This is a genomic window from Chryseobacterium sp. LAM-KRS1, from assembly GCF_013184525.1.
Classification (GTDB): Bacteria; Bacteroidota; Bacteroidia; order Flavobacteriales; family Weeksellaceae; genus Chryseobacterium; species Chryseobacterium proteolyticum.
The window spans coordinates 1-772 of the sequence record NZ_JAAOIZ010000019.1; the positions used below are offsets into that span (position 1 = coordinate 1).

Consider the following 772-nt stretch of genomic DNA (forward strand, 5'->3'; position numbering starts at 1 on the left):
GGATGGTAGGATTAGTTTCTGATGAAAATGACTCACCCAGATAATTTAAAACACCATAACCGATTCCCTTATTCGGAATACTTCTCAAGCCTTCTTTGACACTCACCAAAGCAGGCTGGGTATTATTGCTGATATCTAGGCTAAAAGGATAAACACTGGTAAACCATCCTATTGTACGGCTGATATCCAATCCCGTATTCATCACCTCACGCCCATGGCCCTCCATCTGGATTTTGGCCTTGCTAATACCAAACTGATCCTGTAAAGACAAGGCTAGCCCTGTTAACAGAACATCATTGATCTCAGCACTGTACTGCTTCCCTGCCTGGGTTTGCAATAAACGGGTTTGTTCTTTATTAAAGGTAAAACTTACATGGGTATTTAAAATATGGTTGCCCTGAACCGGATGATCGGTAGGAATCGCGGAATAGGTTTCGAAATCTACTGCTTCCCAATATAAACGCTCTTTGGAAAGACTAGAACTCTTACTGTAATTTTCCAATGCTTCTCCCCAACTCTGGAAAGAATCGGTTTTAGATGGAAGATTATAAGATGTTCCATGAACTCCGGATTCGTACAGGTTCCCTAAATCTTCCAACAAGATCCTCCAGGAAACACCGTCAATGACCAAATGGTGAATCACTAAAATAATACGGTCACCATCACTCATCGAAACATGACCAACATGGAATAATATTCCGGATTCTATGTTTATGGTACTTTGAAGAGTTTCACCTATTTTTTGTAAGGCAGCCAATTCGTTTTCAATGGA

At 40.7% G+C, this 772-nt stretch carries 1 protein-coding gene; it reads right to left on the minus strand.

Annotated features, from left to right (window positions below; all coding sequences use genetic code 11):
• Window positions 1–772: condensation domain-containing protein (locus G9C87_RS20695; protein ID WP_228457072.1), on the minus strand; the 772-nt coding region annotated here is incomplete at both ends.